The following is a 15,065-nucleotide window of genomic DNA, read 5'->3' as shown; positions in this document are numbered from 1 at the left end:
ATGAACAAGGGTCTCTTTATAGCTGGAAGCCTGGCCGCGCTGGTGGCCGCGATGCCCGCGCAGGCGCAGGACGCCGCCGCGGGCGGGACGGAGGGCGAGATCGTCGTCACCGCGCAGAAGCGCGTCCAGAACGTCCAGGACGTGCCGATCTCGATCGCCGTGGTCAGCGGCGAGGCGCTGCAGGAACAGGGTTCGGCCTCGCTCGTCGACTATGCGGGCTATGTCCCCGGGATGAACGTCAGCAATGGCGGTACGCCCGGCCAGACCACGATCACGCTGCGCGGGGTCGCGCCCTTGAGCGCCGCGCAGACCGTCGGCATCTATCTCGACGACGCGCCGGTGGGGTCGAGCGCGATCTACAATCGCGCGGGCGCCTTCACCATCGACCTGATGCCCTATGACCTCGAGAGGATCGAGGTGCTCAAGGGTCCGCAGGGCACGCTCTATGGCGCGAGCTCGATCGGCGGCCTCGTCAAATATGTCACCGTCCAGCCCGATACGACGCAGTTCAAGGTGCGCGCCGGGGTCGAGGGTTTCGCGATCAAGGGCGGCGACGGGCTCGGCTGGGGCGGCCAGGTGTTCGTCAACGCGCCGATCGCGACCGACACGCTGGCGATTTCGGGCAGCTTCGCGTGGCGCAAGACCCCGGGCTGGGTCGACAGCGTCAACAATGCCGCGCTCGACGACCAGAACGACTATGAACAGCGCGGTGGCCGCCTCGCCCTGCTGTGGCAGCCGGTGCCCGAACTCAGCGTCAAGCTCGCCGGCATCTGGCAGTCGCTCGATTCGGACGGCAACGGCACCTACGCCGCCGACCTTACGGGCAAGCGGCTCGGCGACGGGCGCTCGTTCAACAATTATGTGGCCGAAAGCTTCGACATCGACCTCGACTATTATTCGGCGACGATCGACTATGATTTCGGCGCGGCGACGCTGACCTCGGCGACGACCTACAGCAAGACGCAGAGCCGGCAGGTGCAGGACGCGAGCTATGCCTTCGGCGTGCTCTTCCCGCTGCTCACCGGCGGCGCGATCGCGCCGGGGATCACGCCCTTCTACCTCGACCTCGGGCTCGAAAAATGGACGCAGGAATTGCGGCTCGCTTCGCCGAGCGGCGGGCGCTTCGAATGGCTCGTCGGCGGCTTCTTCACCGACGAGGAGACGAGCAATGCGCAGCTCGTGCGCTCGTTCGACATGGCGGGCAACCCGATCGCGCCGCTCGACCCGCTCGCGATCGTCGGGCTGCCCGCGACCTACAAGGAATATGCGGTCTTCGGTAACGCAACCTTCAAGCTCAGCGAGCAGTTCGAGATCACCGGCGGCCTGCGCTGGGCGCGCAACGAACAGACCTTCCGCCAGATCAGCCAGGGCGCGATCGTCCCCACCGCCAATGATCCGGGCGAGTCGGCCGAGAGTGTGTGGACCTTTTCGGTCAGCCCGCAATTCCACCTCAATGAGGACGCGATGCTCTATGGGCGCGTCGCGACCGGCTATCGTCCCGGCGGCCCGAACGTCATCGTGCCCAATGTGCCGCCAACGGTCGATGCCGACCACATGACCAATTACGAGGTCGGGCTGAAGGCCGATTTCGCCGACCGCCTGGTGTCGGTTGATGTCGCTTTGTTCTGGATGGACTGGACCGACATCCAGGTCGTGCGCGCCTTCGGCGGCGTCTCGGGCGGCGCCAACGGCGGCAAGGCGACCAGCAAGGGCATCGAAGGCAGCTTCGCGCTGCGCCCGACCCCCGGGCTCACCATCAGCGCGACCGCGAGCTACACCGACGCGACCTTGAGCGAGGACGTGCCCGAGATCAGCGGCGCCGACGGCGACCGCCTGCCCGCGGTGCCCAAGTTCGCGGGGGCGTTGCGTGCCGATTACGAGTTCGAGCTGGGCGGCGGCACCAAGGGCAGCTTCGGCGCGGGCATCCGCCACGCCAGCAACCGCCTGTCGCTGGTCGAAAGCGATCCGCTGGTCGCGGTCGCCAAGCCCTATACGTCGGTCGACCTCAACGCCTCGATCACGTTCAACGACCATTGGACGCTGCGCGCCTATGCGCGTAACCTGCTCGACAACAAGGGGGAGATGGCGCGCTCGACGCTGGCCGACGGGCTCAACCGGCCGAGCTTCCTGGCGATTTCGCCGCTGCAGCCGCGGACGGTCGGCGTCGCGCTCGACATGTCCTTCTGACGCGGACCGGAGTGACCAAGATGAACGCGCCCACCGGACGCCTGTCCGACCGATTGACGCTGCCGCAGCCCTATCTGCTGTTCCTCGGCGATACCACCGAGGCGGGCTATGCCAAGACCGCCTTCGGCCTCGCCGACTGGGCCGCGGATCGCTGCGTCGGCGAATTTTCGACCGCGGGCTGTACCGTCACCACCGGCCTGCCGCGGCTCGACCCCGCGGCAGCGCGTGCGGCGGGCGCGCGGTCGCTGGTGATCGGGGTCGCCAACCAGGGCGGGGTGATCGGCGAAAGCTGGGTCGCGGTGCTGGTCGAGGCGATGGAGGCGGGGCTCGATATCGTCAGCGGATTGCACACAAGGCTGAACAGCGTGCCCGCCCTGGTCGAGGCGGCGCGGCGCTCCGGCCAGCGGCTGATCGACGTGCGCACCCCGCCGCCCGACATCCCGATCGGCAACGGCCGCAAGCGCACGGGCAAAAGGCTGTTGACCGTCGGCACCGACTGCGCGCTCGGCAAGAAATATACCGCGCTCGCGCTGCACCGCGCGTTCGTCGAATGCGGGCTCGATGCCGATTTCCGGGCGACCGGCCAGACGGGCATCATGATCGCCGGCGGCGGCATCCCGATGGACGCGGTGGTGTCGGACTTCGAGGCGGGGGCCGCCGAAATCCTCAGCCCCGACGCGCCCGCCGGTCATTGGGACGTGATCGAGGGGCAGGGGTCGATCTTCAACCCCGCCTATGCCGCGGTGTCGCTCGGCCTGCTCCACGGCAGCCAGCCCGACGTCTTCGTCGTGTGCCACGACCCGTCGCGCAAGGTGATCCTCGGCATGGAGAGCTTCGCGCTGCCCAGCGTCGAGGAGGTCATCGACCTGACGATCCGCCTCGGCAGCCGCACCAACCCCGCGATCCGCTGCGGCGGGGTCAGCCTCAACACCTCGAGCCTCGGCGCGGGCGAGGCCGAGGCGCTGCTCGGCGCCGAAAGCCGGCGGCTCGACCTGCCGGTCGCCGACCCGATCCGCGGCGGCGCGGCCTTTGCCGCGCTCGTGGACGCTTGCCTCGCATGAACGGTGCCGAACCAGCCGGGACGTCGAGCTGGTTCCAGCGCTTCCTGCTCCCCGGTTTCGCGCTGAAGGCGGTGATCATCGGCGGCGGCTATGCCACCGGGCGCGAGCTCGCCGAATATTTCGTGCCCGCGGGGCCGTGGGGCGGGCTCGCCGCGATGCTGCTCGCGACCTTGATCTGGAGCGTCGTCGCGGCAGTCACCTTCGCGCTCGCGCGGCGGCTCGGCGCCTATGACTATCGCGCTTTCTTCCAGGGGCTTCTCGGCCCCGGCTGGATCGCGTTCGAGATCGCCTATCTCATCTTTGTCATCCTGATCCTCGCGGTGTTCGGCGCCGCGGCGGGGGCGATCGGCGCCGCGACCTTCGGCTGGCCCGAATGGGCGGGGTCGCTGCTGCTCGGCGTGTCGATCACCGCGGTGGTCGCGTGGGGGACGGGCGTTGTCGAGCAGATGTTCAAATATGTCTCGATCCTGCTCTACACCGTCTATGCGCTGTTTCTCGTCATCGCGCTCGCCAGCTTCGGCAGGCTGATCGGCGAGGGGTTCGCGAACGCGCCGCCGCCGTCGGGCGACTGGATGTCGGGCGGGCTGACCTATGCGAGTTACAATATCGTCGGCGCGGTGGTGATCCTGCCGGTGCTGCGCCACCTGACGAGCCAGCGCGACGCGGTGCTCGCCGGGATCATCGCGGGCCCGCTGTCGATGCTGCCCGCTATCCTCTTCTTCGTCGCGATGATGGCCTTTTATCCGGCGATCGGCGCCGAGACGCTGCCGTCGGATTTCCTGCTCCGCCAAATGACGGTGCCGGGGTTTCATGTGCTGTTCCAGGTGATGATCTTCGGCGCTTTGCTCGAAAGCGGCGCGGGCGCGGTGCATGCGATCAACGAGCGCATCTCGGGCGCGGTCGAAAGCCATGGTCGTGCGCCGCTGACCACCGGCGCGCGCGCGGTGATCGGCGCGGTGATCCTCGCGGGCTGCATCTTCGTCGCGGGGCGCATCGGTCTCGTCGACCTGATCGCTAGCGGCTACCGCTTCCTCGCCTGGCTGTTCCTCGGCGTGTTCGTCCTGCCCTTGCTCACCGTCGGCGTGTGGCGCCTGCTGCGCCGCCAACCCATTCCCTCGATGGAGGCTTTGTCATGAAACCGATCCACCTGCTCACGCTGACCTTGCTCCTGGCTGCGTCGGTGCCCGCCTGGGCCGAACCGCCGAAGAATCTGGGCGAAGAAGTCGAGGCGCTGCGCAAGAAGATCGGCGCCACCGGCGTGTCGATCGCGATCGTTGAGGATGGCAAGACGACGCTGTCGCGCGGCTGGGGCGAGCGCAAATTGGGCGAACGCGGGGCGGTCGACAAGGAAACGATCTTCCAGACCGGATCGACCGGCAAGGCGATGACCGCCGCGGCGCTCGCGATCCTCGTCGACGAGGGCAAGATCGGCTGGGACGATCCGGTCATCCAGCATATGCCGTGGTTCCGCATGTACGACCCCTGGGTCACGCGCGAAATCACGATCCGCGACCTGCTCGTCCACCGCAGCGGGCTGGGGCTGGGGCAGGGCGATTTGATGTTCGTGCCGCGCACGCACCTCACCCGCAAGCAGACGGTCGAGCGCGTCGCCTATCTCAAGCCGCAGACGAGCTTTCGTTCGGCCTATGCCTATGACAATATCCTCTATGCGGTCGCAGGACAGCTGATCGAGGAGGTCAGCGGCAAGACGTGGGAAGCCTTCATGCGCGAGCGCGTGCTGCGCCCCGGCGGCATGAAGAATGCGACGAGCGACAGCGAGGACCGCTTCCGCATCCCCAACCGCAGCTGGCCGCACGCGCGGCTGAACGGGCCGCTGCGCGGGCTCGGCGACCAGCAGGCGCTCGACGAGCGCGACGAACTCGGCCGCAACGGCGCGCCGGCGGGCGGGCTTGCCTTGAGCGCCGACGATATGGCGGCATGGCTCAAGATCCAGCTCGCGCATGGCGCGCTGCCGGGCGGCAAGAGGCTGTTCAGCGAGGCGCAGGCGGCGGAGATGTGGAAGCCGGTGACCCCGATGCCGATCACCCCGCTGCCCGACACGCTCAAACCCGCGCAGCCGATGCAACAGGCCTATGCCCTCGGCTGGCAGGTGCAGGATTATCGCGGTCACCGCATCATCCAGCATAGCGGCGGGGTCTTCGGCTCGATCACCCGCGTCGTGATGATCCCCGACAGACAAGTCGGCTTCGCGATCATGATGAACAGCGAGGAAAGCGGCATGCTGCTCGGGCTGACCTTCCGGCTGCTTGATCACTATCTGGATCAGCCCGACCATGGCTGGACCACCAAATGGCAGGACTGGTACGCCGAGCGGCTCGAGGGCGGGCGCCAGTTCCTCGCGCAGGCGCAGGCGTCGCCCGCGAAGGTCGGCCCGTCGCTCGACCCCGCGCGCTACGCCGGGCGCTACCGCGATCCCTGGTATGGTGACATCGTCGTCGCGAATACGGCCAAGGGGCTGACGATCGACTTCACCTCGACCCCGCGCATGATCGGGCGGCTGAAGCATTGGCAATATGACAGCTTCGTCACCGAATATGACGACCCCGCGATCGAGCCCGCCTATGTGACCTTCGCGCTCGACGCCGATGGGAAGGTGACCGGGGTGACGATGAAGGCGGTGAGCAAGATCGCCGACTTCAGCTGGGACTATCACGATCTCGACCTGAAGCCGGTGGAGGATAAGAAGTGAGATACCTGCCCCTGCTGCTCGCGACCGCCGCGCTCGCCGCCTGCACCGCCGCGAAGGAGGAAGGTGCGGCGGCGCCTGACGATGACCGCCCGTTGCACAGCCGTTTCCTGACGCTCGACACTCACCTCGACACTTCGCTCCATTTCGAGCGCGCGGGGTGGAGCTTCGGCGATCCGCACACGCTGGGGGGCGACATCGTCCAGGTCGATATCCCGCGGATGAAGGCGGGGGCGCTCGATGGCGGCTTCTTCGTCATCTACACCGAGCAGGGGCCGCTGACGCCGCAGGGCTATGCCGACGCGCTCGCCTTCGCGCGCGGCCGCTCGGACCTGATCGACGCGACGATCGAGAAGCATGGCGAGCTGATCGGTCCCGCGCTGACCGCCGCCGATGCGCGCGCGCTCGACAAGGCGGGCAAGCTGATCGCCTATAAGTCGATCGAGAACAGCTATCCGCTGGGCGAGGATGTCGCGCTGCTCGCCGAATTCCACAATAGGGGCGTCCGCATGGCGGGCCCGGTGCATTCGAAGACCAACCAGTTCGCCGACAGCGCGACCGGCGAGGCGCGCTGGAAGGGGCTGAGCCCGCTCGGCAAGCAATGGGTCGCCGAGATGAACCGGCTCGGCATGGTGATCGACGCGAGCCATGCGTCGGACGCCACCTTCGACCAGTTGCTGGCGCTGTCCAGATATCCGATCATCCTATCGCACTCGAGCCTGCGCTCGGCGAATGACCATGTGCGCAACCTCGACGAGGGGCGGCTGAAGGCGCTCGCGGCGAAGGGCGGGGCGATGTGCATCTCGACCATCTTCCTATCCGACATGAACATGACACCCGCACGCGGCGCGCTGTTCGGCCAATATGAGCGGATCGGCAAATTGTCGCCCGATGAGCAGGCCGAACTCAACAAGAAGTGGCGCGAACTCGACAAGAGCGAGCCTTTGTGGGCTGCCGATTTCGAGGCCTATATGACGATGGTGCTGCGCGCGATCGAGGTCGGCGGCGTCGATCATATCTGCTTCGGCGCGGACTGGGACGGCGGCGGCGGCCTGCCGGGCATCGAGGACATCTCCGCGCTGCCCAAGGTGACCGAGCGGCTGAAGGCCGCGGGCTATTCGGACGCCGACCTCGAGAAGATGTGGAGCGGCAATGTGCTGCGCATGCTCGCGGCGCAGGGGAAATAGCGCCTTCGGCAGGCTGGAAATCGGCGGCCGATGCGCATGGCACGCCCGTCATGACCACCGCCGCACCGGCATCGCCGCCCCAAGAATTTCTATTCCCCTACGGCCTCGCCGCCGCTTGCCTCGTCTCCGCCTGCGTGCAAGGGACAGCCTCGCATAAACCTATGCGGGAGAGATTTGGCGATGCGGTTCGATGTGGTGATCGTGGGAGCCGGGCACGGCGGCGCGCAGGTCGCGGTGGCGCTGCGAACCCAGAAGTTCGAGGGCAGCATCGCGATCGTCGGCGACGAACCCGAACTTCCCTATGAGCGTCCGCCGCTGTCGAAGGAATATTTCGCGGGCGAAAAGGAATTCGAACGCATCCAGATCCGTCCCGCCAAATATTGGGACGAGCGCGAGGTGACGATGCTGCTGAGCAAGCGCGTCGTCTCGGTCGATCCCGCGGCGCACAGCGTCACCACCGATGGCGGCGAGACAATCGGTTATGGGAAGCTCGTCTGGGCGACCGGCGGGAGCCCGCGCATGCTGCCGATCCCCGGCGGCGACCTGCCCGGGGTGCAGGGTGTACGCACCCGCGCCGATGCCGATGCGATGAAGGCGGCGTCCGAAACCGCGAGCCAGGTCGTCGTGATCGGCGGCGGCTATATCGGGCTCGAGGCGGCGGCGGTGCTGCGCAAGGCGGGCAAGCCGGTGGTGCTCCTCGAAGCGCTCGACCGCGTGCTCGCGCGCGTCGCGGGCGAGGACCTCTCGCGCTTCTACGAAAAGGAGCATCGCGATCATGGCGTCGACCTGCGCCTCGGTGTGCAGGTCGAAGCGATCGAGGGCGAGGACCGCGCTACGGGCGTGCGCCTGTCGACCGGCGAGGTCATTCCCGCCGACCTGGTCATCGTCGGCATCGGCATCGTCCCCGCGACGCAGCCGCTGGTCGCGGCGGGCGCGCATGGCGGCAATGGCGTGCTCGTCGACCATCATTGCAAGACCAATCTCGCCGATATCTACGCGATCGGCGATTGCGCCGCGCACGCAAACGACTTCGCCGAGGGCGCGGTCATCCGCCTCGAATCGGTGCAGAATGCCAACGACCAGGCGAATGTCGTCGCGAAGGGCATCTGCGGCGACGAAGCCCGTTATCACGCGATCCCCTGGTTCTGGTCGAACCAATATGACCTCAAGCTCCAGACCGCGGGCCTGTCGACCGGACATGACGCGACGGTGCTGCGCGGCAACCCCGACGAGCGCAGCTTCTCGATCGTCTATCTGAAGGCGGGCCGGGTGATCGCGCTCGACTGCGTCAACGCGACCAAGGATTATGTCCAGGGGCGCATGCTGGTCACCGCGGGGCTGGAAGCGACGCCCGAGCAGCTCGCCGATGTCGAGACGCCGCTGAAGAGCCTGCTTCCGGCCTGATCACTTTTCTTCGTCACGCTCTACCGTAGCCCTGAGCCTGTCGAAGGGGCTTCTCAGCGAGGCGCCCTTCGACAAGCTCGGGCCTAGGGTTTTTAGGAAAAGCCAAGTGTTTAGGCTGTGGGCGGTGAAGCGCCAGCCTCCGACTGGTCGCCCAGCGTCCGTTTCAGCGTCGCCCTGATATTCCGCAGCAAGCGCCGCAGCGCGATGATCACGATCACCGCCGCGACCAGCATCAGCACCGCGATGACGATCGCGACCGGCGGATAGGCGATGGCGAGCGCCAGCAGGCCGCCCGTCGCGACATCCTCGCCGGTCGACACCACGACATTGCTGAGCGGTTCGGGGCTGACGTTGACGACCGCGCGCGTCGTCGCCTTGGCGCCGTGGCTGAGCAGCGCGCCGCCGCCGCCGAGCAGGAAGGCGACCACCTGCCACGCCGGGTCCGAGCTGTCGACCAGCGCCAGCGCGAGCAGTGCGCCGCCCAGGGGGCGGACGATGCTGTGCACGCCGTCCCAGATCGAATCGACCCAGGCGATCTTGTCGGCGAGGAATTCGGCGACCGTCCCGATCCCGGCGACCCCGAGCACCCACGGGTTGGCCAGGATCTGCAGCGACTGCAGATGCTCGGGCAGCGGCAGCCAGCCGAAATGCATCGCGATCCCCGTCGCGAGGATGGTGAGGTAGAGCCGCCAGCCCGCGAGCAGGCTGAGACTGCCCGCGACGCCCAAAATCTCGACGATACCCATCGACCCGCTCCCGCCCATGCCTTGCGATTGCCATCTTGCACCCGGCTCCCGGCCTCGGCAATGCCGGATGACAAGTCGAACGGAGAGGGTTATCGCCGATGATAATGAGCGATAGTGAAAAACTGCCCGACGGCGCGATCCCCGCCGCCACCCTCGTCATCATGCGGCCGTCCGAGGGCGGCGGACCCGACGAGATTTTGATGGTCAAGCGTGCCGCGACGATGGTGTTCGCCGCAGGCGCGATGGTCTTTCCGGGCGGCCGGATCGACCCCGACGACTATCTGGTCGCGCATCGGCACGGCTATGCCGAAATGGACCCAGACGGCGCCGCGCGCGTCGCGGCGTTGCGCGAGACGCTCGAGGAAACCGGGCTGGCCGTGGGGTGGCCGGCGCTCGCCGAGGAAGAGGTGCCCGCGGTGCGCCAGGCGCTGCTCGCCGAACGGCTGCTCTCCGAAATCCTCGCCGAACGCGGCGACCGGCTGGCGCTGGGTGCGCTGGTGCCTTTCGCGCGCTGGTGCCCGAATTTCAAGGAAGCGCGGACCTTCGACACGCGCTTTTTCGCGGTCGAGGCGCCCGAGCACGGCCACGAACTGACCATCGAGGAAGCCGAGCACAGCCATATCTTCTGGGCCAGCGCGCGCGAAACGCTCGCCATGGCCGACCGCGGCGAGGTGTCGATCATCTTTCCGACGCGGCGCAATCTCGAGAAACTGGCGCAGGCCGATGATTTCGGCGCATTTTCGGCACATGCCGCCGCCCACCCGGTCGAACTGGTGACGCCGTGGATCGAGGATCGCGCGGGCGTGTCGCATCTCTGCATCCCCGGCCACCTCGGCTATCCCGTGACCAGCGAGCCTTTCGAGCGCGTGCGACGCGGTTAATGCGGGGGCTGCGGAGGAACTTTCCCGAGATTTAGCAGAATCATAAGAAATGGTGCAGTACGGCAAAACGCCTTGCAATATCTGGCAGCGCTGCCTAGAAGGGCGAGGCAGAAGCGGTTTGGGGTGATTCCCCGGAGCGATTCGAGAAGATCAAAATTCCAGTGGATGGAGAAAATGATGAACCTGCTCAAGAAAGCTGCGATCTCCCTCGCCGCGACTTCGATGCTTGCGGCTCCGGTCGTTGCTTCGGCTGCGCCCGCCATGTCGGCAGTGTCGTTCGATGACGTCAGCGCCGTTTCGGCGGTTGAAGGCCAGAGCGAGCTTGAAGGCAGCACCAGCTGGATCATCGCGCTTCTGGCGCTGATCGCCATCATCGGTGGCATCGTGATCGCGGCTGGCAACAACAGCGACGATCCGACCAGCCCGTAAGCGGCTCGTCCACACAAGAGTTTCAAAAGGCTCCGAGCAATGTTCGGGGCCTTTTGCACATCTGGGTGATGCGCGGCGTGTGAGCGCGCCGGGTGACCGGTATCGGGTGATTGCGGACAAAGCCGATCCTCCCCGGAACGGGGAGGGGGACCATGCGAAGCATGGTGGAGGGGTACGTGCAGTCGCACGCCGGGCATGACCTCCTGTGCCCCTCCACCACCCTTCGGGTGGTCCCCCTCCCCCTGCGGGGGAGGATCGGCAACGTCCGCTCGCCACCCCAAGGCGGGAATCACCTTCAAATAAGCCTTTCCTACATTATCCGGCTGTGCCAGCCTTCAACCGGCTCTTTCATTTGGTGGACAAAAGCGATCGCTGCCCGGCTTGCCGGTGCGACCACGGCGCGCCGCGCCGGGCGCGTCCAGCACGCCGCGAGGTCCAAAGCGGGCGCGCGCATAGGGCTGAACTTTACTGAACTTTGGAATGTCACGCGGCCCTTGCGCCGACCGGATTCCACCCGGGACGACGAAAGAAGGCCATGGCGGTTTACCACCCCAAAGCCGAACATGGCCGCGTCGCTTCCGGCGACCGCGTCGCTCAGAGAGCCAGCCCGCGGTTCTCACGCGAGCGCGCGAGCGGTATCGCTTGCCGTGCCCTGACCGTCGCTCCAGGATCGACCGGCGCCACGACCAATGCGAAGCCATCGTCCGGTACATCCCGCGCTTCGCCCAGCACGTCGCCCCATGGCCCGATGGCCAGGCTGTGGCCATAGGTCGAACGGCCGTCGACGTGCGTCCCCGCTTGCGCTGCGGCAAGGACATGGCAGCCGCTCTCGATCGCCCGCGCGCGGAGCAGGACGTGCCAATGCGCCTCGCCGGTCGACACGGTGAAGGCGGCGGGGATCGCGAGCATTTCGGCGCCGCGATCGACCAGCGCGCGATAGAGTTCGGGGAAGCGCAGGTCGTAACAGATGCTGAGCCCCAGCTTCCCCAGCGGCGTACCGACCACGACGAGCGACTCGCCCGCGGCATAGCTCGACGATTCGCTCCAATTCTCGCCCGAAGGCAGCGAGACGTCGAACATATGGATCTTGTCGTAGCGCGCCGCGACCGAACCGTCGGCGGCGATCACATGGCTGCGGTTGACCCGGCGGGTGCCATCGTCCGACAGGAAGGGCGCCGACCCCGTGTGAAGCCAAAGGCCGTGGCGACGCGCCATGTCGCCATAGGTGTCGATCCACGGGCTGTCGGTTTCGCGCCGGATATGCGCCCCCGACCGCACCCGGTCGCGGTCGAGCAGAACCGACATTTCAGGGAAAAAGGCCATGACCGCCCCCGCCCCCGCCGCGGCGGCGAGCGCGCGATCCATGACCCTGAGATTGGCGTCGGGATCGATACCGCTCGTCATCTGGACGAGGGCGATCAGCGGCGGGGAAGGGGTGTCGGTCATATGCAAGGGCTAGGCAGATGCGGCGAAGAGGGCAAGCACCGCGACAGTTCAGTGGCGAGCAAGGTTCGGACGCGTTAAGATGGGGCAATGTCCAGCCTGTCCGCGCCGCTCCCGCGCTTCGCCCGTTCCTTCCTTTCCGCCGGCATCGCCGCCGCCCTGCTCACCGCGTCCCCCGTCGCGCTCGCGCAGCAAGGGGCCGGCATCGTCCAGGTCCAGCCCGACAGCTGGCTCTACGAAGGCAGCGATATCCCGCGCGATACCGCGTGGCAGTTCGGCGAACTGCCCAACGGGGTGCGCTATGCCGTGCGCAACAATGGCGTGCCGCCGGGGCAGGTGTCGATCCGCGTGCGCATGGACGTCGGATCGATGTTCGAAACCGAGGGCGAGCGCGGCTTTGCGCACCTGCTCGAGCATCTGACCTTCCGCGGTTCCGAACATATTCCCGACGGCGAGGCCAAGCGCATCTGGCAGCGTTTCGGGGTCAGCTTCGGCAGCGATTCGAACGCGCAGACCACGCCGACGCAGACGGTGTACCAGCTCGACCTGCCGAGCGTCACGCCCGCCAATCTCGACGAAAGCATGAAATTGCTCGCCGGCATGGTGCGCGAACCGCGCATCTCGGAGGCCGCGGTGACCGCCGAGCGCGGCGTCGTGATGTCCGAGCTGCGCGAATCGGACGGGCCGCAGAAGCGGATCGGCGACGCCACCAACGCGCATCTCTTCGCGGGGCAGCTGCTCGGCGACCGGTCGCCGATCGGCACCAATGAATCGCTCGCCGCGGCGCGCGCAGATACCGTCGCGGCCTTCCACGACCGCTGGTATCGGCCCGACCGCGCGGTGGTGGTGATCGTCGGCGACGGCGACCCTGCCGAATTCGCGCGGCTGATCGCCAAATATTATGGCGACTGGAAGACCGGCGACCCGGCCCCGAAGATCCCCGATTTCGGCAAGCCCGATCCGAAGGCGGCCGCCGCGCTCCAGATCGTCGAGCCCAACCAGCCGCTGTCGCTCACGCTCGCGACGCTTCGCCCATGGGTGAAGCGCATCGATACCGTCGAGAATACCCGGCGGCTCTATCTCGAATTCCTCGCGATCGCGCTCGTCAACCGGCGGCTCGAAAACCGCGCGCGGACGGGGGGCAGCTATCTCGTCGCGACCGCCGAGCAGCAATATGTCAGCCGCGCCGCCGACGTCACGCTCGCGCAGATCGTGCCGCTCGGCGACTGGAAGGCAGCGCTGGCCGACGTGCGTGGGGTGATCGCCGACGCGACACAGAATCCGCCGTCGCAGGCGGATATCGACCGCGAGGCGAACGAGATCCAGGCGTTTCTGGTGAAGGAATTGCAAAACGCGCGCAACGAGCCCGGCGCGCGGCTCGCCGACGACATGGTGCGCGCGGTCGACATCGGCGAGACGGTGACCAGCCCGCAGGGCCAGGTCGACATGTTCGCCGCGATCCGCGCCTCGGCGACGCCGCAGGTGATGCTTGACATCAGCAAGGCAATCTTCTCGGGCGCGGCGACGCGCGTCGTGCTGACCACGCCGACGCCGATCGCGGGCGGCCAGCCATCGCTGCTCGCCGCGCTCAAGGCGCCGGCGGTGATTCGTGATGACCGGCTGACCGCCGCCGACGTCAATTTCAGCCAGCTGCCCGCGCTCGGCACCCCGACGCCGGTGGTCAAGAGCGAGCGACTGCTGGGCCTGCGCGCCGAGCGGCTCGAATTCGGCAACGGCGTCACCGCGCTCGTCTCGAACAATATGGTCGAGCCGGGCAAGGTGCGCGTGAACGTCCGCTTCGGCACCGGCAACCGCAGCGTCGCGGCGAACGAGCCGAACCTCTTGTGGACCGGCGACTATGCGGTGGTCGCGAGCGGGGTCGGCCCGTGGGGGCAGAACGAGATCGATGCGATCACCAACGGGCGCCAGATCCAGCTCAATTTCGCGATCGACGACGACGCCTTCGAGCTGTCGGCCGAGAGCAAGCCCGAGGATCTCGACGATCAGCTGCGCCTGATCGCGGCAAAGCTCGCCAGCCCGCGCTGGGACGCTGCGCCGGTCGAGCGGCTGCGCATCGGCTATCTGACCGGCTACGACCTCAACGATGCGACGCCGAACGCGGTGCTCGACCGCAATCTGCGCGGCTGGCTGACCGCCGACGACAAGCGCTGGTCACCCCCCGACAAGGCGGCGATCGAGGCGCTGACGCCCGCGGCATTCCGCGCCTTCTGGGAACCGCGGCTCGCGAGCGGGCCGATCGAGGTGCAGGTTTTCGGCGACCTGTCGGTGGTCGATTACCGGAAAATCCTGTCGGAGACGCTGGGCGCGCTCGCGCCGCGGGGGGCGATCCTGCCCGCGGGCGGCCAGCAGGTCGCCTTCGCGCCGCACGTCGCGACCCCCGCGCTCGCCTATCACCGCGGCGACAAGGGGCAGGCGGCGGCGATGACCGCCTGGCCGACCAGCGGCGGTTTCGCCAATCCGCGCGACGCGCGTGCCTTCGACGTATTGGGCGCGATCTTCAACGACCGGCTGTTCGATCGGCTGCGCGCCGATCAGGGCGCGAGCTATGGCCCGGTGGTCGACAATCACTGGCCGACGGGCTTCGACAGCGGCGGTTATCTGCTCGTCGGCAGCCTGCTCGCGCCGAAGGATATCGACGGCTTCTACGCGATCGCGCGCGATATCGCCGCCGACCTGGCGGCCAATCCGGTCAGCGCCGACGAACTCGCGCGCAACGCCGGGCCGATCCGCGAACAGGTGACGCGCGCCTCGACGGGCAACGTCTATTGGATGTACCTGCTCGAAGGCGCGACGCGCGACCCGCGCGTCGCGGCGTCGGCGCTGTCTATGGAGCAGGATATCGCCGCGGTGACCGCCGCCGACATCCAGCGACTCGCGAAACAATATCTGGTCCCCGCGAAGCAATGGTCGCTCGCGATCCTGCCGACGGGGATGACGCTTGCCGAGGCGTCCGCGCTGAACAAGCCGGCGGGGGCGGCGGGCGGGCGTTAGCCCCCGAG

Annotated in this window: 11 protein-coding genes; 9 read left to right on the top strand and 2 right to left on the bottom strand. The window is 67.5% G+C overall.

The window, feature by feature from the left end; genetic code table 11:
- From AC1RNQ_RS07405 to AC1RNQ_RS07380, 6 genes are all read left to right on the top strand, one after another.
- Window positions 1-2,187 (top strand): TonB-dependent receptor, encoded by a 2,187-nt coding sequence (locus AC1RNQ_RS07405; protein WP_493170106.1) that lies wholly within the window; start codon window positions 1-3, stop codon window positions 2,185-2,187.
- 20 nt (window positions 2,188-2,207) lie between these two features.
- Entirely contained in the window at window positions 2,208-3,248 is a 1,041-nt protein-coding gene (locus AC1RNQ_RS07400; protein WP_493170105.1) for an N-acetyltransferase DgcN family protein, read from the top strand.
- Complete coding sequence (locus tag AC1RNQ_RS07395; protein WP_493170103.1) at window positions 3,245-4,384, top strand: YkvI family membrane protein; 1,140 nt, start codon at window positions 3,245-3,247, stop codon at window positions 4,382-4,384. The genes AC1RNQ_RS07400 and AC1RNQ_RS07395 overlap by 4 nt, the downstream gene beginning before the upstream one ends.
- Complete coding sequence (locus tag AC1RNQ_RS07390) at window positions 4,381-5,958, top strand: serine hydrolase (protein ID WP_493170102.1); 1,578 nt, start codon at window positions 4,381-4,383, stop codon at window positions 5,956-5,958. The genes AC1RNQ_RS07395 and AC1RNQ_RS07390 overlap by 4 nt, the downstream gene beginning before the upstream one ends.
- Window positions 5,955-7,142: a dipeptidase gene (locus tag AC1RNQ_RS07385; RefSeq protein ID WP_493170100.1), complete on the top strand. Its 1,188-nt coding sequence runs from the start codon at window positions 5,955-5,957 to the stop codon at window positions 7,140-7,142. The genes AC1RNQ_RS07390 and AC1RNQ_RS07385 overlap by 4 nt, the downstream gene beginning before the upstream one ends.
- A gap of 180 nt (window positions 7,143-7,322) precedes the next feature.
- Window positions 7,323-8,546, top strand: coding sequence for an NAD(P)/FAD-dependent oxidoreductase (locus AC1RNQ_RS07380; protein ID WP_493170099.1), 1,224 nt, complete (start codon window positions 7,323-7,325; stop codon window positions 8,544-8,546).
- A gap of 110 nt (window positions 8,547-8,656) precedes the next feature.
- On the opposite strand, the gene AC1RNQ_RS07375 is transcribed toward AC1RNQ_RS07380, so the two are convergent.
- A complete protein-coding gene (locus AC1RNQ_RS07375) occupies window positions 8,657-9,292 on the bottom strand; it encodes a DUF4126 domain-containing protein (protein ID WP_493170098.1) in 636 nt (211 codons plus the stop codon).
- Between the two features lie 104 nt (window positions 9,293-9,396).
- Between AC1RNQ_RS07375 and AC1RNQ_RS07370 the strand changes: the two genes are divergently transcribed.
- Together AC1RNQ_RS07370 and AC1RNQ_RS07365 are read left to right on the top strand one after the other, a co-directional pair.
- Complete coding sequence (locus AC1RNQ_RS07370) at window positions 9,397-10,173, top strand: NUDIX hydrolase (protein WP_493170097.1); 777 nt, start codon at window positions 9,397-9,399, stop codon at window positions 10,171-10,173.
- 177 nt (window positions 10,174-10,350) lie between these two features.
- Window positions 10,351-10,602, top strand: coding sequence for a hypothetical protein (locus tag AC1RNQ_RS07365; protein WP_493170096.1), 252 nt, complete (start codon window positions 10,351-10,353; stop codon window positions 10,600-10,602).
- 594 nt (window positions 10,603-11,196) lie between these two features.
- Here the strand turns inward: AC1RNQ_RS07365 and AC1RNQ_RS07360 are convergent.
- Window positions 11,197-12,048 carry a carbon-nitrogen hydrolase family protein gene (locus tag AC1RNQ_RS07360; protein WP_493170094.1) on the bottom strand — a complete coding sequence of 284 codons (852 nt, stop codon included), beginning with the start codon at window positions 12,046-12,048 and terminating at the stop codon, window positions 11,197-11,199.
- An 87-nt stretch (window positions 12,049-12,135) separates the two neighbouring features.
- On the opposite strand from AC1RNQ_RS07360, the gene AC1RNQ_RS07355 reads away from it, so the two are divergent.
- Window positions 12,136-15,057: a M16 family metallopeptidase gene (locus AC1RNQ_RS07355; RefSeq protein ID WP_493170093.1), complete on the top strand. Its 2,922-nt coding sequence runs from the start codon at window positions 12,136-12,138 to the stop codon at window positions 15,055-15,057.
- Window positions 15,058-15,065 lie beyond the last annotated feature (8 nt).

The organism is Sphingopyxis sp. GW821-FHT12F08 (genome assembly GCF_058806755.1).
This window is presented reverse-complemented; position numbering and strand designations above follow the sequence as displayed.

Excerpts from the sequence above, each read along its gene's own strand:
- AC1RNQ_RS07400 (WP_493170105.1), top strand. The coding sequence starts at position 2,208 with ATGAACGCGCCCACCGGACGCCTGTCCGACCGATTGACGCTGCCGCAG.
- AC1RNQ_RS07405 (WP_493170106.1), top strand. The coding sequence starts at position 1 with ATGAACAAGGGTCTCTTTATAGCTGGAAGCCTGGCCGCGCTGGTGGCC.
- AC1RNQ_RS07380 (WP_493170099.1), top strand. The coding sequence starts at position 7,323 with ATGCGGTTCGATGTGGTGATCGTGGGAGCCGGGCACGGCGGCGCGCAG.
- AC1RNQ_RS07390 (WP_493170102.1), top strand. The coding sequence starts at position 4,381 with ATGAAACCGATCCACCTGCTCACGCTGACCTTGCTCCTGGCTGCGTCG.
- AC1RNQ_RS07375 (WP_493170098.1), bottom strand. The coding sequence starts at position 9,292 with ATGGGTATCGTCGAGATTTTGGGCGTCGCGGGCAGTCTCAGCCTGCTC.
- AC1RNQ_RS07360 (WP_493170094.1), bottom strand. The coding sequence starts at position 12,048 with ATGACCGACACCCCTTCCCCGCCGCTGATCGCCCTCGTCCAGATGACG.
- AC1RNQ_RS07370 (WP_493170097.1), top strand. The coding sequence starts at position 9,397 with ATGAGCGATAGTGAAAAACTGCCCGACGGCGCGATCCCCGCCGCCACC.
- AC1RNQ_RS07395 (WP_493170103.1), top strand. The coding sequence starts at position 3,245 with ATGAACGGTGCCGAACCAGCCGGGACGTCGAGCTGGTTCCAGCGCTTC.
- AC1RNQ_RS07355 (WP_493170093.1), top strand. The coding sequence starts at position 12,136 with ATGTCCAGCCTGTCCGCGCCGCTCCCGCGCTTCGCCCGTTCCTTCCTT.
- AC1RNQ_RS07365 (WP_493170096.1), top strand. The coding sequence starts at position 10,351 with ATGAACCTGCTCAAGAAAGCTGCGATCTCCCTCGCCGCGACTTCGATG.